Below are 20,908 nucleotides of genomic sequence, written 5' to 3'. Positions count from 1 at the left end.
AAATAAATAAACATTACATGAAGAAGATCTACTCAAATAGCATGAAAAAACTAAACCTTATCTTTGCCGCTTTTCTTATTACTTTGCTTGCCGGATGCTCGTCACATGCGGCCGTCGATACTTCAAAAACAAAGGGCTATGCCAATTCACATGCACTTGTGGGAGTAGCTTCTTGGTATGGCGATAAATTCCACGGAAAACTGACAGCAAGTGGTGAAACGTATAATAAAAATGCTTATACAGCCGCTCACAAAACCTTGCCATTTGGGACTATCGTAAGAGTGACCAATACAGCCAATAACAAGTCAGTCGATGTGAAAATTAACGATAGAGGCCCCTACGTAAAAGGCCGAGTGATTGACCTTTCGCACAAAGCATTCTCTCAAATTGGAGACGTCAAGAAAGGCGTAGCAACAGTCAAAATTGAGATCATTGATGACAGCAACACCTTTCGATACAAACACTAGAATCCCCTCCTAACCTCCCCTTGGTTTACATCTACGATCCCTTACCAGTAGTGGGAAAGGGGAGGAACAGAACCTCGATATCGGTGAATCAATAGCTCATTTATGCTTACTCAATAAGGCTGCTTTGTAGCCTTTTTTGTGCCTTTCGATAATCCATTTTTAATAAGATTATCTTATTTCTAATATGTGGTTTGATGATGTTATGTGGTCAATAAATCAGTGTCTTAGCTTTCTTATTATTAGGGTTCATTGAAATTCATTGTGAAATAATGAAAAGCTGAACTAATCCAAAATTGGTTGTGGCGGGAGTGTAATAGAAAGGGGGAGGTACAATTGATGGGAGAAGAAGACTCTCGAAGTGAGGGAGATTACATTTCGTTACTCACTGAAGTAAATCTGAAATATTAGTGACACGGTTCTGAAATTTTTGGTGTTTAGCTTATGGGGTTCTATATCGAATTCAAATAAGGAAATACCCGTGAAGCTAACCCCTGTCGTTGCAGCCCTAATTATGTCTTTTAGCTCAGCAAGTTTTGCTTTTAGCTTGCAACAATCAGCCAATGAAAACAGTGAAGATCTCGTATGGACAGGGCACCTAAGCCCAGACAGCGACACGGTAATGTCTGCGATGCTCGCGGCTCATATCTATGGCGGTACAGCGACAGTACCAGAGCCGATTAATCCAGAATCCAACTTCATCTTGAACTACTGTAATGCTGAATCACCACGCGTAGAGACAGATTACTCCTCATACCGAGTGGGGCTGGTGGACTTCAATCAGGTCACTCAGCTAGCGCCAACTATTGACCAAGCATTTATTGTTGCTGTGGTTGATCATCACGCAATTGGTGGCTCACCGATTAACACACCACAAATTGTCGAGATGGATATTCGAGGATGGGGATCGGCTGCGACAATTTTGGCTGACAATGCTGAAAAGCTGGATGTGACCCTACCTAAACACCTTGCTTGTGTCGGTTTAGGCGCAATCCTTTCTGATACTGTGGTATTCCAATCATCAACCACGACTGAGCATGACCGTGAGTACGCAGAGAAACTGGCAAAAGTTGCAGGTATTTCAGACATCGAAGATTTCGGCCAACAGATGCTGATTGCTAAGTCGGATCTCAGCCACCTTTCTTCTGAAACCATTCTGACGCTGGACTACAAGAACTTTAAGTACGGTGGCAAACAGGTGGGTATCGGTGTGGCTGAAACGCTAACGGCTCAACAACTGATTGACCGTAAAGACGATCTTTTAGCAGCAATGAAGACTTACAAAGCAGAGAACGGCTTAGACCATCTGTTCTTCTCCATCACAGACACTAAGAACAAAGAAGCAAACTTACTTTGGGTAGATGAAAGCGACTATCAAGTGATTAAATCGGCTTTCAACGCTGAACCAACAAGCGACATGTTGACGCTAGAAGGTGTAACTTCTCGCAAGCGTCAGATTGGCCCTGCAGTTCAAAAGGCAATTGAAAGTTTGTAGATAGTAAGAGCTGTTACTTTATAAATAAGTAGTGAAGGGATTGGTAGAGATACCAATCCCTTTTGTTTTAGGTGAGTTGTAAATTTTCAATTTTAAGATCATCGTTGTACTTGCTGTTTATCCTAATATTTTATTACTTCTTTCAATTCCATTTTGATAATCAAAGGCATTTTCGCTATTTTTGTAACCTTCTAATCTTTTATTAAGAAGATCAAAATCAAACCCATTTTGATCATTTGATGCAATATCCTCGGTTATTGGATTCATACTTTTAGAGTAATGCAAATTTTCTAAATCATTTCGTTGGCTATAAAGAACAGGGAGGAAGTTCTCAAATACGCCTACTTCAATAGTATTATGAGTAATCCATGCCTTCCAGAAATCAGGGGTAAGGCCTCCAACAATTTTATTATTAATTGCTTTTGCTAAGAAATTTCGCTTACTAGTACCAGCAACTACCTCATAATGATAATGCACACCGATGAGCTTGCCATTTTCATATACATCCGTGTAGCATATTCTTAAGAATACCAGCTTACCAAGCAATGGTATTTCCCTTCCCATTCCCCAACCGTCATTTTCACAATAGAAAATTTTTAGTTTATTATTAACAGGGTATTTAAATCCATATTTATTGTATTGCATGGCTTCTTTAATATGAATCTTTCCTCCAGCTACTGCCGTATTGTTTACGCCTAGCTTGCCACTCATTTGAACAGCGATGTGATCAGAAGGATGCCACAGCAGATATGCAGGCACTTTTACTCCCTCATATCCTTTGATATCTTCTAAAGTTACGCTCAGGTTTGCAAAATTCTTAAACCACCAAGCGATCATTTCAGATGTCACCCCTCGTAATAATGAGTGCTCTAAAACAACACAGATTTGGCCTGATTTGTTAACAGTCTGTCCCCAATGAACTGATGAAGTCGGTTTTAATTTCCATCCAAATTTTCGTTCTTTTGGCATAATTAATTTTTGCATAGTCACTATCCTTTAATATCTTCCAGACTTAATAAATATCTCTATATTTATCTAATCGAACTTGAAAGGTGCAGTTGGTTATTTATATTATACTAAAATTGATATTCAATATTAACTAAAAAAATTAATCATGTAATAGGATTCGACTAATTACTGTTGTGTATACGGTGTGTCTTAGTACCTCAATAAGACATTCAAAATAACTGTGTCATGACTGGTGATATGTTCGTATGACTTTTCTAAGGGGAATGCTTAACAACACGAACACTCAGGTAAGTTGTGCGATGCAGCTTGCGTGATAGAGTTACAGATTATAATGGGGAAAATCCGTGCCAGCCAAAAAAATCACCTCATAACCTCCCCTTAATCCGTATCTTCGATCCATTATGATTCGTGGAAAAGGGAGGAACTGAATACCGATAGCGGCATGTGCATTTACACGTTCAGCGTCAAAGAAGGTTCTCCCCCTCGTTCGTCAGTCTGCAGTGGTTGATGAACTCAACTTGAGGGGGAGGGTGTTTCAAAATCTACGAAAACACGGCAGCCTATCAACTATTGAAAAGTATTGTGATTGCGCCTGATATGAATGGAACGTACATGCATTCAAATTGAAAGATTTAGAGTTCTAAAACTCACAACGTATAAGCGTTATTCGATTCCAACCACTCTTTTACCGCTCGGTTAAAAGTGACCAACTTCTGCGGTGTTACCCTTCTTTGAGCATAGATAAGGCTTAGCTTTTGGGCTTTTATCGACCATTCTGGGAACACGTGAATAAGCTCACCTTGTTTGAGCTGCTCTTCAACTTGATAGAACGGCAAGCTGGCGACACCTATCCCTTGCATCGCTAACTCTAAAATTGAACTGTAGGTATTCGAGCTAACGCTTCCGGTTACTTCAACATGGTAGGTTTGCTCGCCATTGACCAACTCCAACTGATTCCAACGTTCATTTTGACTGTTAAGAATGAAGCTGCATTTATGGATGTCTTTGGTGGTGGCTAGTGGGTTAGTCGATGCGTAATCCGCACTGCAAACGAGAACATTGCGGATGTGCCCGAGATCGTTGGCAATCACATCATTAGGCAGTTCATCGTAGGCTCTAAAAGCAATGTCAAAGTCGCCAGACTCTATCTTCTTTTTCATCGGCCCAAAGTCGAGAATCAAATCCACTTTTGGGTACTCTTGCTTGAAAGTAGGGATGATATGACGACAAAGCGCACGCCCAAACTCTATCGGGGCGGTAATTTTCAAATCGCCTGCCACTTCCTGCGTCATGTCTAAGACACGCATTTCCGCTTCGGTTGCTAATAGTTGAATTTGCTTCGCTTTCGCATACAACTCTTCACCCACTTCCGTGAGGCTGATAGAACGAGTCGTTCTGTGAAACAGCTTAGAATTCAATGTTTCTTCGAGTCGTTGTACATGCCGAGACACCAAACCTTTTGATACATCCAATACTTCAGCGGCCTTGGTGAAGCTTTGCTCTTCGGCGACAGTCAAGAAGGTCTGCATATAAATCAAATTCATCATTAACACCATTTAGTAAACAGTGAAGTCATTTTGTACTGTTTTTCTCACTCCTTCAAGAAACTAAGATTCAAAACGTAAACAGAAAGGAGAAGAACAATGAACAAATTACTACTTATTACCGCTGCAATGGCTGCCTCTATGAATGTTTCAGCTGCCTCTGTTGTAGAAAGCAACCCAACATTGGTTGGAGACTCATTCGGCTTTGTTGAAGGCCCAACATGGGATGTGGAACATCAACGTTTCTTGTTTAGCGATATCCCAAATAACACAACCTATTCTTACGATCTTAACGGCAAGTTGAGCGTGTTTGATGACAATTCTGGCTATGCTAATGGTCTCGATATCGATGCGAAAGGCAACCTGTGGGCTGCTCGTCATGATAGAAAGCTGTCGTACCGTGATGGCAACGGAGAGAAAGTGATTGTCGCTGCAACGTATAACGGCAAGCTGCTCAATAGTCCGAACGATTTAACTGTTAACAGTGATGGCAGTGTGTGGTTTACCGATCCTCCGTTTGGTATCCAAGGTTACGGCCCAGCAAAGGCAGAACCAGAGCAACCGGTTAATGGCGTTTATCGTTATTTAGATGGTGATCTAAAGTTGATCACTGGAGAGTTCAAGCTACCAAACGGCATCGCTTTTTCTTCTGATGAATCTTCGTTATACGTTGCCGACACATCTGATGGTTGGGTATACCGATTTGATGTTGATGGACAGTCACTCAGCAATAAGACGCAGTTTGCCCAGGTGAAGGCGGAGTCTGGCTCTGAACCTATGGTTGATGGCGTCGCTGTTGATGCCGATAACAATCTATTTGTTGCAGCACACGGTGGCGTGGGGGTGTTCGATAAAGACGGTAAGCAGATAGACTTCATTGCTATCGACGCGGGCCATATCAGCAACCTAGAAATTGGCGGGAAACAGCAAGATTTACTGATGGTAACGGCATACAACAAAGTGTTGGTGTTCAAGCTTAAGTAACGCTTAACATAAACGAAAACAAAAAGGGACGGGTAGAAATACCGGTCTCTTTTCTAGTTTGAATAAGTCGAAAGTGGGTTAGCTCAATGTGCTTTAATGATGCTGTCGACGATTAAGGCTTAGGCTGACTGGCTTCTATATCAAGGGCCGTTTGATTTGGCCTACTGAAGTACTTCTTCCATTTTATTGGCATCATAGGAATCACGATCAGGCTGATGCCGACAAGGGTCAGCATGTCTGGAATCTCGTCAAACCACATCACGCCAAATAAGGTAACGAACACCAACCCCGAGTATTCCGCGAGAGCAATTTGGTTTGCTGGCGCTTTTTTATAAGCCACCACCACAAGGGCATGATACCCAAGAACGAATAGGTTGATTGCCATAATCCACCCAACATGACGCCATTCAATCGCCGCCCATGCAGGCAGAGCAAGAGCCAACGCCAGCGGTAGAGTCATCACACTGGTCCAAAATAGTGTCGAGATAATGTGTTGTTCTGCGTGAAGACGCTTGATCAAAATATTGCCGACACCCATCGCGAGCGCACTGCCTAAGCCTGCAATAGCGGCCCAGTGAAATTGCTCTGGACGCAACACGATTAGCACACCCACGAAGCCAATCAATGTCGCCACCACTTTTGATGATGTCGGCTTCTCTTTCAGTAAAACAATAGAAAGCGGGAGCATAAGAATGGGCCCAACATAGAACATCGCATTTGCGGTCGCCAACGTTAGGTGTGTGATAGCAATCATTGCGCAGCCACTACCTACTAGGATGAATTGAGCCCGCAAGAAGTTGATGCGACAACCACCTTGCATGCGTGTCTCTTTGGGTAGCTTTAGCCAAAAAGGAAGCAGCAACATCACGCTCAATAGTTGGCGGATAAACACATATTGGAACGTGGGCACTTCACCATTCAGTACTTTGAGTGAAACGTCTGAAAAGGAGGCGAGCAGGTTTGCGAATACTAAGAGCAAAATCGCGTGGTTGGTGGCTTTGGTCATACAGAAACAGCACTACATATTTGTCATACAATTGTGAGCGCACATAATACATGAGAATCGAAAATATGTAAGAACAAAAACCAAGTAAGAACAATGTCGTTCGATGCTTACTTATATAGGTTGCGAGGTCTGCTGTTATGATCTGAGTTCAGTAGGAGAGTGCCCAGTCCAATTTTTGAATGCTCGACTGAATGCGCTCGAGTCTGAGAAGCCAAGTTCGTGAGCCACATAGGTAATGTTGCCGTCGTTTTGATTCAGTAGCGTCATGCTCAGCTCAAGTCGGTATTTATCGAACAAACGACGAAAGCTCACACCTTGTTGTTTAAGTTTACGATTCAGGGTTCGAGGGCTGATGTGAAGATTATTCGCCACGCTATCTAGGTTGGTGTCTTTCACCGCGAGCACTTTGAACGTCTCATTCACTTTGTAGATTAGGTTGGTTTTTAATGTTTTTTCCATCTGTTGATCGGCGATTCGTACTAACTCTGCATGAAAGTCGGCTTGGAATTGGCGAGGTTTTGCTTGAACAAGATCGTTAGGAAACAGCATGTATCGGGCGGGGAAGCCTTCCTTCATTTCAACATTAAAGACACGCTCATAGATGCTCAAGAACTCATCACCGATAGTGTTCTTATGAATGTGAATGGCGAGCTTTTGATTCGGTGCATTAAGGTATCTGCGAACGAGCTTGATCATAATACTGAAATAGAGTCCCAAGCTGATGTGTGTCATCAGTGTGGTTTCGTCAATGTACTCGGGTGTGACGCCCCAAAGTTCGACTTCACCACTCTCTGTTTCACGACTGAATATTTTCAGTAGCGGATGTATATGAATAGAGTATCGACTCAGCAGTTGGCAAAAGCTGGCGAGATCTGGCGCGGTGAGCATGGCCATTACCGGCGCGCCCATTTCAAGCTCATCGAAGTAGCGAGCAGATTCATCAAATAGGTCGATCAGTTCATGATCAAAGCGTTGGTAGATATTGGTGATGGCGGTTTGAAGCTGATAAGCCGAGATCGATTCGGCGGAGCAAAGTTGTTTGTAGACCTCTGCTCCCGACCAGATATCGCTGCTGTCTCCAATTCTAGCCTGAATAGCAGAATCTAAAGTTTTAAACCAAAAAATGGGCAATTGAGTACTAAAACTTTCCACCATAACTCCCTGTTATTGCTGGCGATTGAAGAGTGTTCTTCTCGGTAATATATCCAAATTAAAGGATTTGTTTGCGGGTTACAAGCAATGAAAATCTCAGTTCAACCTTAGAATTTGTAATCAACACCGACTGAAACCACATATTGCGATGATTGGTAATACTCAATGTTTGAATTCGTTGTCTTGGCGCCGAGTAGTGACACCAAAGACCAGTTTTTAGCATCAAAGATATTGGCATATTCATAGGCAACGAAGGCGCCAAAGTCTTTGTCTTCACGTGTCTTATTAAAGATCGGGTTCTCTTTATCATAGCTGCGTTTTGCTGCATTGAGTGTTAAAGCAAGACCATGTTTTCCGTATCTTTTCGCTAGGTTGATTTCCGCACCAAGGCTCAAGAACGACAGTGCATCACCCTCGGAGTCTGAAGAGAAAATATTCATTGAAGGTGTGAGAATGCCTGACCCATCTTTCAAGAAGTACTGATAACCAGACTTGAGATAAAAGTACTTTCGTTCTCGAATCATCAGTGCGCGTTCTTCTTCGGTTAACCCAAGCCCCTTTAGACCGGTGTTTTCTTTTTTAACGTCTGACTCACCAGAAGCGACATCGAGATTAAAGTTCGAGCCCATTATTCTTGAAAGCTGCATTCGAACCACAGTGCCAGTGAGGTCGGTTTCTTTCCTATTTGAGTCAATAGCATAAGGGTCATCCCACACTTCGCCAGATATCAGAGTCGGCAAGATAGAAAAATCGACCACCATGCCGCTTTCCACTTGCTGTCTATATCCAATTTCAAATGCCAGCGTACCAGTGATGATGTCGTCTCTTGAGGTGCCTAAGAAAAACTGTTTGTGATTCAAAGCGCCAAAGGTGTATTGCACCGAACCCAAAACAGCGACCATTCCCTCGGCTTCCGTGTTACCCGACGACATTAAATCGGCTTGAGATTGATGATTGCTTTGACCAACATTGAGATTGCTTGAGTTTGCGGTGAAGCCAGTTAGGAAGGTCATGTTGCCACTGAAGCCTTCACTTGGAGCTAGAGCTGCGAATGAGTGTGGCGCAAGCGTCAGACTTGCCAAGAATAGGAAAATAATATGTTTCATCAATAGACTCGTACTTAAATGATTTTCTAAATTGAATCGCTTGTTAAAGCGCAATCGGGGCTTTTATGTTTGCCCAAGGCTTGGCGTGTTCTAGTTGATAGGCCAATTCAAATAACAGGCGGTCGTTGCCTCTCGCTGCGGAAAAGTGGCTACCAACAGGAAGGTTCTGTTTGTTCCAATACAAGGGAACCGACATCGCCGGATTGCCTGCCACGTTTTCGATTGGCGTGTAGGACATTAATTTCTCTGAACGTGCCCATATCTCTTTGCCGGAGTGCGCTTTCTGGTCGAAATATTCGATGTCCAAAGGAACATGGTTTGCACAAGGGGTGAGCCATATATCGATGTTTTTAAAGAACTCTCGGTTATGACTGGTTGCGAAGTTTCGGCATCGCTCTTGAGAGTCGATATACAAGCTAGGAGTGGCTTTTAAGCGTGCTTGCATCGTACGAGCTAAATAGACGACGTTGTCGCTCACTTTGTCTGGCATCGATTCTAGCGGCATCCCTAAGCGGTCGAATTGCTCAGCAAAGCTTGCCATCTTGTTGCCAAATACGCCCATGTAGTTACGCATGAACACATCGCCATTTTGGATTGGTTGTTCAACTTCGATAACGATATGCCCAAGGCTTTCGAGCAAAGAGACCGTAGAACGAATGGCTGCGAGCGTATCTTCATCAGGAAGCCTGCCGTGGATATCTTTGAGGGTGACGCCAATCTTTATCTGACGGTTAAGAGAAGCATTAACCATTCCTATTGGGGTTCGAGGAAAAGGCGTCTCAAAGTTATTTTTTGTATGATGCTCTGTGACTGAAACTGCCAAAGCAGCGTCACGAACGGTTCTCGACATAAACGATTGATGGGTAAAACCTTCGTTTGTTGAGCCGTCAGTTAGCCCTGAGATCAAAGATTCTCGACTTGGCTTAAAACCAAAGATTCCAGTCGCCGAAGCAGGCATACGAGAAGAACCGCCACCATCAGTAGAGTGCACTAAGGGTACATAGCCAGCTGCAATCGCTGCTGCGCCACCGCCAGTCGATGAGTGAACACCTCGGCTTAGATCCCATGGGTTGCGCGTCGCTCCATAAAGGGAGTTCTGGGTGCAGCCTAGTGTCATCATCTCAGGGATGTTCGTCATGCCAATGGTGTTCAGCCCTGCATTTTGAGTCGCACGAATAAACCAAGAGGTCGCGTTGGGTTTTCTGCCTTGGTTTAGCTTCGAACCCAGGGTGCATTCAAGCCCAACAACATCAACGCAGTCTTTTACCAAGAAAGGCACGCCGGCAAAGGGTGAGTTCGGGTTAAATGAGTTTGCTCGCTCTAGCGCTAAGTCAAAGCACTCAGCAACCACCGCATTAACCTGATCGTTTGTTTGGCGAATTTTATAGATGGCTTCTTGTACGAATTCTTTTGGCGAGGCTTTTTTGTCTCTTATCAGATTTGCCATCTCGGTCGCATCCAGTGGCGAGTCAACGGTTTGGTGATCTGAAGGCAAATTGGTTGGCGAAGTTGGCGTTGCATTGGCTAAGGTAGGCAGAGAGATAGCCGCAGCAGAAACTGCACCTTTCCCCATAACTTTGAAAAAATCTCTGCGTTTTAATTCATTGATAGTCATCGTTTCTATCCCAAGTTAGAAAGTCACTATCCTTGTTTCGAAACCTAGATCGCTAGGCTTAGCGTCACTCCGTGTGCTGGTTTATGGGATTAGAATAAAGATTGGTGTGTTGGCTTGCAGTGCAAATACCGCCAATGTTCATACCATTCACGCCAACTGGTTTTTCGGGTTATGTATAGGGAGGGATTATTGCTCTGCTGCTAGCCAAAAGCTCGACAGGTCTTCAAACAGATCTTCATTATCTAAAATACTGAGATGGTTTTCGTTGTAACCACGAATTTGGTCGGCGTTCAATTGAGCGGGGCGTGATAACTGGCTTGATAAATTGATGACGCCATCGTTACTGTTGGTATTAAACAGATCACCCGAGTTATAACCAAAGGCTAAAAAGTGGGGAATGTGGATTTGATTGTTTTCAACAAATAAGTCGCTAATAAATTGGCCGTCTGGGTTTAAGTCAACCCAAGCAGGCATTACCACGGGAGAGTATTCCACCCCTTGCTTAGCTGACTCGACACCACCAAACGGCGAAGATATGGTGGTTACGCTGCTAATAAAATCACATAACTGCCCAATGCGACACTGACGAATACTGTTAGTCACGATCAAGCCACCCATACTGTGGGCAACAACATGCAACTGTTGGATCTTATATTCAGTCACAACTGTATGGAATAGGTTATTTAAGCCTTTCGAATTCAAAGACAGAGACAGGCCTGAAGGGTAGTTAAATACCCATATTTGGTATTTAGATTGGTCCACTTTTTCAATGAGAGGGGCGAAATCTAAAGCCGTTGAATTGATTCCATGTACGAATAGGATTGGGATTTTATTTGGGTCATATTCAGATAGAAAATAGAGCCCTGCATTATCTTCAAGTAAGAAGGTCAGCGGCTGCCACATACCGAGTTTTGCATTCCCTTTTTCAAAAGGGGGATCTGTTAAATCCACCACGGTGCCTATATCGACGAGGTCTAACTCTATTTTCAATAGTGAGGACAATGAACGATCAACAAACGCTCTTGGGGCATCACTCTCATTAATGGCAAGTGATACTTCGATTGTCGATTTGTCTTGGTGATCGCGCAGGTTAACCACACTGAATGCTTCATCAGCTTGTAGGTTTAGGTCTTGATTCTTATCTTCAAAGACGAGTAGGTAATGGATGTTATTTGATACATGTAAGTGAATACTGTCGCTGTCTATAATGCCATCGTAGCCATCCACTTCGCTTTTATTGATGTCTTTGATTTGTTCAATCACCACGGCAGAGCCGGAGGCCGGTTGACTTAAGGTGATGGTGTACTGATTGGTTATGGAGTCGATAGCTTGTATCTCATTAGATAGGTTTCTAAAGTTACTGCACCCTGATAGCACTGAACTGAGTAACAGCACTGTACTGAGTAAGCGTGCAGTCAGTAATCGTTTCATTCCAATCTCATCCCCATATCAACAAGCTTCGTCCTTCAATCAACAAATCTTATACATAAACAAACAGCATGAATTTAATACTAGCAAGAAAACAGAGAGTTAGGTCATACGTGCTCTTGATCATGTCCTGTTTTGATTCGAGTTTATTTATTCCATGCAGCTCGACAGCGCTATGGCTGATGCCGATGTGCTATAGAGATTGTCTTTTCGATACTGATTGTTGGTATACGATTTTTGCCATTCTCAACCGCTTTGATTCATGGAAATTATCGGCCATGCGAAAAAAATTGAACTTTATCATTTTAGTTAAGTCGTATTGCTACGTTTACCATCACAAGACATCTGCAGTTTAGATATGATCTCAAGTCGAAACACACACCAGCTAACTCGTAGCGCACTATTATTAGTGGGTTGGGTTATCTGTTTCTGTCTCGCCAGTAATATGAGTTTTATCCAAGGTTGCAAAGTAAACTATGAAAACAGTGATTCTGCGATTTCTAATGTCCTGCAGGTAAACAAGATTGATGATGGTGGCGGTGCATCTCAATCTCAAGACGACCAATCCGTCCACAAATGTGAGTTATCAGAACACCTGATAAATTTTGATCACCACCAAGTCAATGATCAAGCTATATTCACGTACTTCATACTCGTTGTAGTCGTATTGTGGCTGCTAAGTACTGTCCCGTATTTCCCTCCATTCACTGAGCCAATCCTTCACAAGGGTAGGCGCATCCATCTCAAGGTCTGTGTCTTTAAAGAATGAGAATAAGAGCGTTTAACTAACACTCATATTATTCATTTTTTAAGGAAAAATTAGACATGCCTAAAAGCAAAATGTCATTGCACTTTGTTGTGCTTTGGCTATTCGTTGCACTGTGTTCAACATTCACTGTGAACGCAAGTGCGAGCGAATCGATGACTCCTGTTACAACGGGTTGGATGCAAGACAAGTTACATCCGTATGTAGAAACGCGTTTTGTCATGACAGGACAAATTAATAAAGAAGATAAAACCGCGGCGGGTTATCTGGAAGTGAACCTTTCTGATGAATGGAAAACTTACTGGAGAAGTCCTGGTGAAGGAGGCATTGCGCCCAAAATCAAATGGGCCAACTCTAAGAACGTTTCGCAACTGCAATGGTTTTGGAAGTTTCCCCAACGCTTCAATTTGCTCGGCATAGATACGCTAGGTTACAAGCACAACATCATCTTCCCGATGAATCTTCATATTGATGATATGAACAAACCTGTTGAGCTTAATGCTGTGCTGACGATGTCTTCATGCACCACCATATGTATTCTCACGGATTTTGATATCAACTTGGTGTTTAACCCAAGTGAGATGACCGTGGATAACGACGCGATGCTTGTCTACGCCAAAGCAATGAGTGAAGTGCCGAAAGATTCACCGCTTGTAGAAGGTACATCTACGATTTGGGATGCTCGCAAGTCGCAACTTCAAGTTATTGCTACACATCAAATTGGCTGGACTGCACCCGATGTAATCGTGGATGGTGATTCAGATGAAATGCAAGATGCTGACTTTGGTATTCCTCACATTGAAATTGAAGGTAACCAAGTCATTGCGACTTACGATGTAAGTAGCTGGATGGGCACACCCGATCTTAACAACCAGCACATCCGTGTAAGCATCAAAGACAAAGACTTCATCACAGAATATCCAACCACTGTTACCAATGGCATTGTGGGCAACAGCTCTATGATAAGTATGGTGCTTTTAGCGCTATTAGGTGGGTTGATTCTCAATATCATGCCCTGTGTATTCCCTGTGCTTGGAATGAAACTGAGTGGGGTTATTTCTGCTCAAGGAATGGCAAGAAAACAAGTTAGGTTCCAATTCCTTGCATCTGCAAGTGGCATCCTCGCATCCTTCTGGTTAATAGCCACTTTCTTGGCTGTGTTAAAAGTTTCAGGCAGCGTTATCGGTTGGGGAATTCAGTTCCAAAACGGTTGGTTTATCGGTGGGATGTTTATCGTCACCGCTCTGTTCAGCGCCAATATGTTAGGGCTTTTCGAAATCCGTCTTTCATCGAATGCAAATACATGGATGGCAACCAAGGGCGACAGTAGCTACGTCGGACACTTTACTCAAGGTATGTTCGCAACGCTATTGGCTACGCCATGCTCTGCTCCATTTCTTGGAACAGCCGTCGCCTTTGCTCTCGCCACTACTATCCCGACGATGTTTGGTATTTTCACAGCTCTTGCCGTTGGTATGGCGCTTCCATGGATTATCGTTGCTGCATTCCCATCGATAGCTTTGGCGTTGCCTAAACCCGGGGCATGGATGAACCGTGTTAAATACCTGTTCGGCGGAATGATGCTAATCACTAGCGTTTGGCTCTTTAGCTTGCTTCGACCTCATGTCCCTCAATTGTGGTTATACGCAATATTGGCAGTCAGTGTTTGCCTATTACTTGTCAGGTTGGTTCAAGTGCATGGAATCAAGACTGCGGGTGCTGTTGCCTTGCTGCTGTTGAGTGTTATCTCTGCCTCGTTATTTGTCGAGAAAGCAACATCTAAAATGCTGCCACCAGAACCTGAGTGGGAAGCGTTGTCTACTGAAGTCATTGATGAACATGTTGCTAATGGCCAAGTGGTTTTTGTTGATGTCACTGCTGATTGGTGTGTGACTTGTAAAGCAAACAAGATAGGTGTTCTTTTACAAGATCCTGTTTACAGCGCATTGACTGAAGGTGATGTAGTGCCGATGGAGGGGGATTGGACTGTACCGAGTGATAGCGTCACGTCATACCTACAAGATCACAACCGGTTCGGTGTTCCGTTCAATATGGTTTATGGCCCTAATGCTCCAGAAGGTATTGAGCTTCCTGTCATCTTAACCAGTGATGCGGTGATGGAAGCCATTGAGAAGGCAAGAGGTGATGACGAATGATTAGAACAAAATCTAAGGCAAAACCTCAGACTAAAAAGCAGAAGTTGAGATCGGCATTACTGTATACCTTGTTCGCGGCGGTCGTGGTCTTTGGTGTTGATTATTGGCGTACAAAAGACGTTCCAATGCAGAACGTTCCGCCGATGGTCGGAATGTCGTTATCCGGTAAACCGATAGATGTAATTGAAATGAGTAAGAAAGAGCCGGTATTAGTTTATTTTTGGACGACATGGTGCGTGGCCTGCAAATTTGTGACGCCAGTGGTTGATTGGTTTTCATCAAGCTATCCCGTCGTTGGTGTATCACTGACTTCGGGTAAGGATGAAAGAGTTCAACGCTATATGAATGCTAAAGGGTATAGCTACGACAACATTAATGACACTCAAGGTAAAATTGCACGCGATTGGGGAATCTCCTTAACGCCAACACTCATTGTTATTAATGATGGAAAAGTAACAAGTGTTACTTCAGGAATTACTACGCCAATAGGTATCGCAGCCCGACTTTGGTTAGCTAAGTATTAATGGGAAAAATATGAAATTCATAACAAAAAGCATCATCACACTATTAGTTACACTGGCTTTCTCTCCTGTCACTTACGCAATGACAAAACAAGAAAAGATTGCCGAGATAACGCAAATGTTAGAAACGAATGAAGGTATTATCGATTCGGTTCATGACAGTCTGGCTGCTTACATAGATCAACAAAGTAGTTTCGATAAAACGTTGGCTGAGAGCCATGACTTTATTTATAACAACCCACACCACCCTTGGTATGGTTCCGAACATCCAAAGCTGACGATCGTAAACATGACTGATTTTAGTTGCCCGTGGTGTAAAAAGTTAGATCCTGTTCTTCGGAAAATAGTGGATGAGTTTCCTAATGACATCAAGGTGATAAATATTTATATCCCTCTAAAGGAGAGAGATTCACCACTGAACTCAGCAACCTTTGGACTCAATGTTTGGAACAATGACAAAGAAAAATACAAAGCAGTTGAAGAGATGTTGATCAGTAAGCCTGGCATTCACAACGTTCGTTCGATAATGAAAGTAGCGAAGAAGAACAAAGCCACCGATTACGCTTCTTCAGACAGCGAAATAGCGATTGAAGTTGCTGAAAACTATAACTTGTTTACGAGGTTGGGTGTTCGAGGTACACCAGCGATGTTAATTGATGGAACATTGCTCCCCGGTTACTTGCCATACGAAAAACTATATCCAATAGTAAAGGCTAAGCTAGAAGAGAAAAGTAAATAGAATAAATTTACGATAACTTAATTATTATTTCTGATGGATAAAAGCCCTATTGATTAGGGCTTTTTCTTATTTGTTTATTAATTTGCAGAAGTAGTTTGCAAATTAATAAACAATGTATAACGCAGCTAGTCCAAATATGCCTAGAAAACTGAGAACACCACATGTCGAGTACAACAACAGTCTCATTGTTAATTCCTGATTACAAAAAAATGATTAATAGTATTTACTTTTCTAAATTGTCTTATGTGCAATTTAAGGGCGTGGGGTTGACACAGTTATATTAAAATAGCACCTCCAGATAAATTATCACTTAACATTTAGTTAGAGCTATCTATGCTGAAATAATTCCATTTTCTCTGTGTTTTTTTAGAAATAATCAGAGGGTTTTTATACTGAATTTTTACAGTTTGATATTCTATTTTTAATTTTCATATGGTTTTTAATACGTAAATGTAAATTAATTCATCGAATGGAAAATAACTCGTAGCATGGCAGTGAATTTATATTTTTTATTGAGTGAATTGGATATCTAAGATTTTCAATGGAAGGTGAGATCAGCTTTAGGCGATCCAAAAAAAAGCAAACAACCAAGTTAGTCATCTCGGTTATTTGCTTTAGATGTGTTGTTTTGCGGTTAAGGGACGAGCGCTTTTCGAGGTTAAAGCGTGTTTTTGTACACCTTACCGTCTTTCATGATCAGTTTTTGTGTCTCTGTGTTCGCCACACACGCAACACTTTCCAGTGGGTTGCCATCGATGATCAATAGGTCGGCATAAGCACCTTCAACGATCTGACCTAACTTGCCTTCTTGGTATGGGTGTTGGTAAGTCGACATTTCGAACAAGCGACCACAGTTTGATGTCGCCATGCGAAGTGCGGTGATGGTATCGAATACTTGCTCAATCGCACCAAGTTCATTCAATTGTGTCGCATGAACGTTGGTTTCACCCACACAGTCAGTACCAAAAGCAATGTTCTGAATGTCGTATTTCTTAATCAGTTCTGCTGACTTGAACATGGCTTTGCCTACGCGTTCTGTTTTGCGGTATGTCTCCTCATTCGGCAGCGGGATCTTACGCTCTGCAATCAATGAAGAGGTAAAGTAAGAAGGAATCACCCAAATGCCTTTCTCTTTAATGATCTCGGCAATGTCGTCGTCCATGATGGTCGCGTGTTCGAAAGACATCACGCCCGCTTCAGCTGCTCGGCGCATCGCATCAGAGGTGTGGATGTGCGCAGCGACATAAGTGCCGTAATCTGAAGCGGCCTCAACTGCGGCTTTCATCTCGTCTGATGTAAATTGCAATGTGTCTAGCGGGTCGAAGGTTGAAGATGCGCCACCACCAGCCATGATCTTGATTTGTGACGCGCCCATAAATAGCTGTTCACGCACCGCTTTCAATACTTCTGAACGCCCATCGGCCACTTTCATTGAGCCTTGCTTCATCATTGGTGAGTCTTCATGGCCGTTTGCTAAACGCTCTTGTGCTTGGTTTTGACGGTAATCGGAGTGACCACAGGTTTGTGAGATAGCTGCCATTGAAGGCAGAATACGTGGGCCAGTGGCATAGCCGTTGTCGATACTGTTTTTAAGGCCAAGTGTGTTACCCGCTACATCACGAATGGTAGTAAAGCCGCGCATCAGCATCTCTTCCGAAATCTTCGCTGAGCGAATCGCCACTTCTTCGCGTGTCATGGTATCAATCACATTGAAAGGTGCAGATAAAGTGATATGAACGTGTGCATCAATCAGGCCTGGCATGACTGTGCCACCTTGAGCATCAATCGTTTCATCGGCAATCGTTGGGTCAATCTCACCAATCTGAGTGATCAAGTTATCTTCGATGAGGATTGATACGTTCTCGATTAAGTTGTTATCAACACCGTTAAATACGTTCGCGTTAGTGATTAGCTTTTTCATAGTCTGCACCTTTTGGAAATGAGTGTGTGTCGCTGATGGGGTCATCATATGGGGCGCAGCATTTGAAGAATGGCCATTTGGTGACAGTGATGAATTGGGCGTGTTTTTGCTATTGCTATAAGAGAGGGAAGGGGGATTTCTATCGAATTATTAATTTGAGGAATGAATGTTGGCGGTGTCATGAAATGGTAAGTTTTGCTTCGATTCGAACGCTAAGATGTATTTCAAATCAAGGCTACTTATCAAATTAGAGAGAGACAGAATGACTAAATCAGACAAAGTTTACGGGTTCAACACACCACAACGTCTATTCGTAGGTTACACGTTAGCCGTGCTGGTGGACTTAGTAGTACTTAACTTCTTCGATGAGTACTGGGACTTCGTCAACATTGAGTCTTTCACTATATCTTTGATTGCGGCGTTGTTGTTGCAGTTGTTGTTGAAGCTCTCTATTGGTTTAGAGCACAAGATTGCCGAGCACTTCAAAAGCAAGCCGGGCACCGCGCCTAAGGTGTTCCGAGCAATCACCACTTACATTATCTTGGTGGGCTCAAAATTCGTGATGTTAGAAGCGATTAACCTATTGTTCGGTGACAAGGTGAGCTTCACTGGCCCTTGGGGCGGCGTGGTAGCGTTCTTCGCTGTGGTATTTACGATTCTGGTTGCTGAAGTGATTGTATCGAAGATCTACTTTGCTCTGGATGATAAACAAGATTCAAATGTGAAAGCGCTTAAAGAGACCAACGCGTAACACAACATAAAATACAGATGTGAATAACAGACGAGCCAGCTGAATAAGCTGGCTCGTTTTCGTTTGAGTTGCGATAACTAATTCGATGCGCTGGTTGGCTCTATTTTTCGTAAACCACATCCCCGCGTAACACCGTCATCAACACTTGAGTCTTAGCGATTTGTCTTGCTGACACTGTGGTGATGTCTCGGTTGAGAATGGCGAAGTCAGCGGATTTTCCTACCTCAATAGAACCTGTTACGTCTTCAATTCCAAGACTTTTGGCTGCATTGAGCGTGTAAGCGTCGATCGCGGTATAGATATCAGTTAGGCCGGTTTTGCCCATGATTAAGCTGTTCGCGATGCCGACCAAAGGGTTGATGTCGTGTACGTTCCAGTCACTGCTTAAGGTGATATTGGCGTCGGTCTTGAGTATCGCGTCGAGGTTCATCATGGCTTTAGCACGGCGAGCTCCTAGGAAAGCTTCAGCCCATTGGTGTTGGTGCCTTACAACGTAATCAGAGCCGACTTGGAAATCTGCAGTCACGTCTAATTGGCGAAAGCGTGGCACATCTTCATCATTGATTAATTCGACATGGGTTAGGGTGTAGGGTTTGGTTGAACCTTGTTTGCGAATGCTTTCTATTGCATCAAGAGATTCACGAACCGCTCCATCACCAATGGCATGAATATGGGCGCTAAAGCCGATTTTCTCGAGCGCAGTTAACCACTCGTTCATTTGTTCTGGTGGAATATAGTTCAAGCCATTAGGAGACTGGGGCAGATAAGTATCTAAGTAGGGCGCGAGTGTTTTGGCGGTGCCATTGATGAAGATACCATCGCTGTACATTTTCACCTGATCGACAAGTAACAGACGGCTTTTATCGTCGGAATACATCTTTTCAAAGACTTCTAATTGAGAAGGTATTGCCATCGATGGATACACCCAAGGGCGCAGCGATACACGCGCCGTTAAGTCTTGATTTTGCTCGGCCTCTAGCCAAACGTCATACCAACCTCGCTTCCAATACATGCGACCGTCGCCAATGGTGGTGATGCCGTGGGCTGCCGCTTCCTCAAGTCCGAACATTAAGCCTTGGTAGCTTTGCTCAAACAGTTCGCTTTGGCTGTTCCACGCCATCTCCATCAGTTGATCGCCAGCATTGTCTAATAAGATGCCATTGAGCTTGCCACTGTCTTGGTCTTTTAAATAAACACCGCCTTGTGGGTCTGGAGATTGTTGGCTGATTCGAGCGATTTTTAGTGCTTTTGAATTGACCCACATTGAGTGCGAAGTCTGCTCCATGATCACCACTGGGCGATCCGGGAAGATACTGTCGATGATCTCTAGTGGCGTGTAATCAGAGTCGCTATCGAGCGTCGCTTCCAAAGAAAAACCATAGCCCATAAGCCAACCTTTGCCATCGGTATCAGCATTGATCTTGCACGCTTCTAAGTAGGGGATTTGCTCTTCTAATGTTGCTTCAGAGTCGAGTTCACAATTGCCACCCAGCCCTGAGGCGGCTTCAAACACATGATTGTGGTTGTCAATGAATCCCGGTAAGACAAAGGCATTGTCTAAATCAATGACATCAGTACCTTGCCCTTGAAAAGTTTGCGCCTGTGATTGGTTACCGATGAAGATGATCTTGCCGTTGTGGGTAACGATCGAGTCCGACTCGCGATGCCCGTATATATCAGCATTGGTAAAAATCTGATCAGCACTTTGGCTTTTAACGGCTGTTTGCGCTTGAACTGCTGTTTGTGTTTGAACTGATGTTTGCGCTTGGACAACGGTGTTGGCTTGTGCAAGAACCGGCGTTACGGCGGTTAAGCTTGTGAGTAATGCTATCCATGCAGTGCGTGGCAGAGTGAGCTTGTTATTCATTATTATGTCTTCCATGTTCCACTGTTTAGTAAGTATAGAAAGCGAGTGGCAAGTGTGAAACTCAACATGAATGACAAATAAAAACCGCGATTAATCAATGAATTGTGGTTTGAATAAGCCTTTCATTACGACTCTTGTCTTAGGCTCTTACGCAGATCTTTCTTATATTCGTCATAAGAGTTATAGCCATAGAATTTCCAGGTGTGGTCACCTTTAATATTGTGGTTGTAGGTGATCTCGCCGATCCACTGCTGACGTGTGGCAAGAATCATATCGCGAATTTTTAATAATAAAGTGTCCATAGTTGCTCTCCTGATTAAGTTCACTTGCAGTATATTTATCGGAGACGAAGAGAAGAGTACCCTCAGCGCAATGTTCAATACTTTTCAGTCAATGTGCTGATTTGGGTGGTTTGTTACGTATA

General features: G+C 43.3%; 17 protein-coding genes. 7 read left to right on the top strand and 10 right to left on the bottom strand.

Translation table 11 applies throughout. The features are described 5' to 3' along the window. Positions 1 to 17 precede the first annotated feature (17 nt). Positions 18 to 467 carry a septal ring lytic transglycosylase RlpA family protein gene (locus MSG35_RS09770; protein WP_048614662.1) on the top strand — a complete coding sequence of 150 codons (450 nt, stop codon included), beginning with the start codon at positions 18 to 20 and terminating at the stop codon, positions 465 to 467. Between the two features lie 478 nt (positions 468 to 945). Then, a complete protein-coding gene (locus MSG35_RS09765) occupies positions 946 to 1,959 on the top strand; it encodes a manganese-dependent inorganic pyrophosphatase (RefSeq protein WP_248383796.1) in 1,014 nt (337 codons plus the stop codon). A 117-nt stretch (positions 1,960 to 2,076) separates the two neighbouring features. Here MSG35_RS09765 and MSG35_RS09760 read toward each other — a convergent pair whose 3' ends face one another. Together MSG35_RS09760 and MSG35_RS09755 are read right to left on the bottom strand one after the other, a co-directional pair. Beyond that, positions 2,077 to 2,943 carry a hypothetical protein gene (locus MSG35_RS09760; protein ID WP_048609318.1) on the bottom strand — a complete coding sequence of 289 codons (867 nt, stop codon included), beginning with the start codon at positions 2,941 to 2,943 and terminating at the stop codon, positions 2,077 to 2,079. A gap of 632 nt (positions 2,944 to 3,575) precedes the next feature. Continuing rightward, positions 3,576 to 4,472: a LysR family transcriptional regulator gene (locus tag MSG35_RS09755; RefSeq protein WP_248383795.1), complete on the bottom strand. Its 897-nt coding sequence runs from the start codon at positions 4,470 to 4,472 to the stop codon at positions 3,576 to 3,578. A gap of 99 nt (positions 4,473 to 4,571) precedes the next feature. Between MSG35_RS09755 and MSG35_RS09750 the strand changes: the two genes are divergently transcribed. Then, positions 4,572 to 5,456 carry an SMP-30/gluconolactonase/LRE family protein gene (locus MSG35_RS09750; protein WP_248383794.1) on the top strand — a complete coding sequence of 295 codons (885 nt, stop codon included), beginning with the start codon at positions 4,572 to 4,574 and terminating at the stop codon, positions 5,454 to 5,456. Between the two features lie 112 nt (positions 5,457 to 5,568). Here the strand turns inward: MSG35_RS09750 and MSG35_RS09745 are convergent, their stop codons facing one another. The 5 genes from MSG35_RS09745 to MSG35_RS09725 all read right to left on the bottom strand — a co-directional run bounded on the left by MSG35_RS09745 (position 5,569) and on the right by MSG35_RS09725 (position 11,766). Beyond that, a complete protein-coding gene (locus tag MSG35_RS09745; RefSeq protein WP_248383793.1) occupies positions 5,569 to 6,462 on the bottom strand; it encodes a DMT family transporter in 894 nt (297 codons plus the stop codon). A gap of 135 nt (positions 6,463 to 6,597) precedes the next feature. Beyond that, complete coding sequence (locus tag MSG35_RS09740) at positions 6,598 to 7,617, bottom strand: response regulator transcription factor (protein WP_108189066.1); 1,020 nt, start codon at positions 7,615 to 7,617, stop codon at positions 6,598 to 6,600. A 104-nt stretch (positions 7,618 to 7,721) separates the two neighbouring features. Continuing rightward, positions 7,722 to 8,720 (bottom strand): DUF2860 family protein, encoded by a 999-nt coding sequence (locus MSG35_RS09735; RefSeq protein WP_248383792.1) that lies wholly within the window; start codon positions 8,718 to 8,720, stop codon positions 7,722 to 7,724. Between the two features lie 43 nt (positions 8,721 to 8,763). Continuing rightward, complete coding sequence (locus MSG35_RS09730) at positions 8,764 to 10,335, bottom strand: amidase (RefSeq protein ID WP_248383791.1); 1,572 nt, start codon at positions 10,333 to 10,335, stop codon at positions 8,764 to 8,766. Between the two features lie 186 nt (positions 10,336 to 10,521). Further along, entirely contained in the window at positions 10,522 to 11,766 is a 1,245-nt protein-coding gene (locus MSG35_RS09725) for an alpha/beta fold hydrolase (protein WP_248383790.1), read from the bottom strand. 822 nt (positions 11,767 to 12,588) lie between these two features. Here MSG35_RS09725 and MSG35_RS09720 point away from each other — a divergent pair. Genes MSG35_RS09720 through MSG35_RS09710 form a run of 3 tightly spaced genes read left to right on the top strand, consistent with a single transcriptional unit; the run spans position 12,589 to position 15,945 of the window. Then, positions 12,589 to 14,685, top strand: a complete 2,097-nt coding sequence (locus tag MSG35_RS09720) for a protein-disulfide reductase DsbD domain-containing protein (protein WP_048609329.1) — start codon at positions 12,589 to 12,591, stop codon at positions 14,683 to 14,685. After that, positions 14,682 to 15,209 (top strand): protein disulfide oxidoreductase, encoded by a 528-nt coding sequence (locus MSG35_RS09715; RefSeq protein WP_248383789.1) that lies wholly within the window; start codon positions 14,682 to 14,684, stop codon positions 15,207 to 15,209. The genes MSG35_RS09720 and MSG35_RS09715 overlap by 4 nt, the downstream gene beginning before the upstream one ends. Positions 15,210 to 15,219: 10 nt before the next feature. Further along, on the top strand, positions 15,220 to 15,945 hold the full coding sequence (locus MSG35_RS09710) for a DsbA family protein (protein ID WP_248383788.1): 726 nt from the start codon (positions 15,220 to 15,222) through the stop codon (positions 15,943 to 15,945). Positions 15,946 to 16,603: 658 nt separating this feature from the next. Here the strand turns inward: MSG35_RS09710 and MSG35_RS09705 are convergent. Next, the gene (locus tag MSG35_RS09705) at positions 16,604 to 17,866 is read right to left on the bottom strand and encodes an amidohydrolase family protein (protein WP_248383787.1); all 1,263 of its coding nucleotides are present in this window, start codon (positions 17,864 to 17,866) and stop codon (positions 16,604 to 16,606) included. A 262-nt stretch (positions 17,867 to 18,128) separates the two neighbouring features. On the opposite strand from MSG35_RS09705, the gene MSG35_RS09700 reads away from it, so the two are divergent. Then, positions 18,129 to 18,617: a hypothetical protein gene (locus tag MSG35_RS09700; RefSeq protein ID WP_248383786.1), complete on the top strand. Its 489-nt coding sequence runs from the start codon at positions 18,129 to 18,131 to the stop codon at positions 18,615 to 18,617. Positions 18,618 to 18,717: 100 nt separating this feature from the next. Here MSG35_RS09700 and MSG35_RS09695 read toward each other — a convergent pair whose 3' ends face one another. Both MSG35_RS09695 and MSG35_RS09690 read right to left on the bottom strand, forming a co-directional pair. After that, the gene (locus tag MSG35_RS09695) at positions 18,718 to 20,484 is read right to left on the bottom strand and encodes an amidohydrolase (protein WP_248383785.1); all 1,767 of its coding nucleotides are present in this window, start codon (positions 20,482 to 20,484) and stop codon (positions 18,718 to 18,720) included. A 125-nt stretch (positions 20,485 to 20,609) separates the two neighbouring features. Beyond that, positions 20,610 to 20,786 (bottom strand): hypothetical protein, encoded by a 177-nt coding sequence (locus tag MSG35_RS09690; RefSeq protein WP_197087069.1) that lies wholly within the window; start codon positions 20,784 to 20,786, stop codon positions 20,610 to 20,612. Positions 20,787 to 20,908 lie beyond the last annotated feature (122 nt).

It is taken from the genome of Vibrio sp. 1CM23M, assembly GCF_023161755.1.
Lineage (GTDB): Bacteria > Pseudomonadota > Gammaproteobacteria > Enterobacterales > Vibrionaceae > Vibrio > Vibrio coralliirubri.
Note: the sequence above shows the minus strand (reverse complement) of the source record. Positions and strands in the feature narration are given on the sequence as shown.

Coding starts and splice junctions, on each gene's coding strand:
- MSG35_RS09770 (WP_048614662.1), top strand. CDS start 18: ATGAAGAAGATCTACTCAAATAGCATGAAAAAACTAAACCTTATCTTT.
- MSG35_RS09760 (WP_048609318.1), bottom strand. CDS start 2,943: ATGCAAAAATTAATTATGCCAAAAGAACGAAAATTTGGATGGAAATTA.
- MSG35_RS09755 (WP_248383795.1), bottom strand. CDS start 4,472: ATGAATTTGATTTATATGCAGACCTTCTTGACTGTCGCCGAAGAGCAA.
- MSG35_RS09750 (WP_248383794.1), top strand. CDS start 4,572: ATGAACAAATTACTACTTATTACCGCTGCAATGGCTGCCTCTATGAAT.
- MSG35_RS09745 (WP_248383793.1), bottom strand. CDS start 6,462: ATGACCAAAGCCACCAACCACGCGATTTTGCTCTTAGTATTCGCAAAC.
- MSG35_RS09740 (WP_108189066.1), bottom strand. CDS start 7,617: ATGGTGGAAAGTTTTAGTACTCAATTGCCCATTTTTTGGTTTAAAACT.
- MSG35_RS09735 (WP_248383792.1), bottom strand. CDS start 8,720: ATGAAACATATTATTTTCCTATTCTTGGCAAGTCTGACGCTTGCGCCA.
- MSG35_RS09730 (WP_248383791.1), bottom strand. CDS start 10,335: ATGACTATCAATGAATTAAAACGCAGAGATTTTTTCAAAGTTATGGGG.
- MSG35_RS09725 (WP_248383790.1), bottom strand. CDS start 11,766: ATGAAACGATTACTGACTGCACGCTTACTCAGTACAGTGCTGTTACTC.
- MSG35_RS09720 (WP_048609329.1), top strand. CDS start 12,589: ATGCCTAAAAGCAAAATGTCATTGCACTTTGTTGTGCTTTGGCTATTC.
- MSG35_RS09715 (WP_248383789.1), top strand. CDS start 14,682: ATGATTAGAACAAAATCTAAGGCAAAACCTCAGACTAAAAAGCAGAAG.
- MSG35_RS09710 (WP_248383788.1), top strand. CDS start 15,220: ATGAAATTCATAACAAAAAGCATCATCACACTATTAGTTACACTGGCT.
- MSG35_RS09705 (WP_248383787.1), bottom strand. CDS start 17,866: ATGAAAAAGCTAATCACTAACGCGAACGTATTTAACGGTGTTGATAAC.
- MSG35_RS09700 (WP_248383786.1), top strand. CDS start 18,129: ATGACTAAATCAGACAAAGTTTACGGGTTCAACACACCACAACGTCTA.
- MSG35_RS09695 (WP_248383785.1), bottom strand. CDS start 20,484: ATGAATAACAAGCTCACTCTGCCACGCACTGCATGGATAGCATTACTC.
- MSG35_RS09690 (WP_197087069.1), bottom strand. CDS start 20,786: ATGGACACTTTATTATTAAAAATTCGCGATATGATTCTTGCCACACGT.